The sequence below is a fragment of the Proteus myxofaciens ATCC 19692 genome (assembly GCF_001654855.1).
Lineage (GTDB): Bacteria > Pseudomonadota > Gammaproteobacteria > Enterobacterales > Enterobacteriaceae > Proteus > Proteus myxofaciens.
In genome coordinates this window covers 1-950 of record NZ_LXEN01000174.1, presented here as the reverse complement: position 1 = coordinate 950, position 950 = coordinate 1, and the positions used below count along the sequence as shown (strand labels likewise).

The 950-nt window shown below is 21.6% G+C and carries 1 pseudogene; it reads right to left on the bottom strand.

The window, feature by feature from the left end:
• Positions 1 to 180 (bottom strand): annotated as a pseudogene (locus M983_RS16440) (OB-fold protein); the annotation flags it as partial.
• Positions 181 to 950 lie beyond the last annotated feature (770 nt).

Below are 950 nucleotides of genomic sequence, written 5' to 3'. Positions count from 1 at the left end.
ATTTATCATCATTTCAACTACTTTATATTCTTTTTCACTTAAGGTTATTTTTTGTTCAGAAACGTTTACAGCTTCATTTTTTGGATTTGATATTGAACCGTCTTTATCTTTACCGGCAATAACCCCAATAACTATCAATACAACAATAACAACAAGTACCCACTTCAATCTTTTATTCATTTCAATATCCTTTTATAATTAAATATAATTTAGCATTAATATTTAACCATCATAAAGATTTTTAACAAAAAAAGTTATTTATATTATAAATACGAAAAAGTACATTTTTTAATTTATTTATCAAATTAATGGCAAATTTAAAGTAATGAGGTATTCATATATCTCTACTTATGGCTACAAGCCTTTAACTTATCATCTTTTAGTAGAATAATTTCATGAAAAACTAGTTGTTTTTTTGTTGCTATGCTAAACATACCTTCATTAACATAAAGTTTTAATAAAAAATAATTTATTTAAAATAATATTAATAAAAATCTCATTAAAAAAGTGATGTGGAATTATAGTTAAAACTGCTTAATTAAAAATTAAAATTATATTTTTTCATTCCTTAGTCTATTTAAATATTCTATTCCAACCCATTAACCTTAAGTACATACACTTAGGTATTATTATTCTGATCAAAAAGACAAGCGCACAATTAGCTAAAAATGAAAATATATAATCAAACTATAGAACGATGGTTAAAAATAATATCTCAATGTAAGCATTTTATCCTACTCATTACCGTTGTATTTATAAAATTCAAGCTATGATTATTGAAAGATATTTTCAAAAAGACTCATATTTTTTAAATTAGGAAAAAACAGACATATATACCCAATAAATATTAACATACGAATTTTAAATCTTTAAAATCGCGAAAAAATAAATTTTAAATTTACTTAACTTACAAATCTATGTTATTGAAGCCAAAAGATTTTTATATTTAA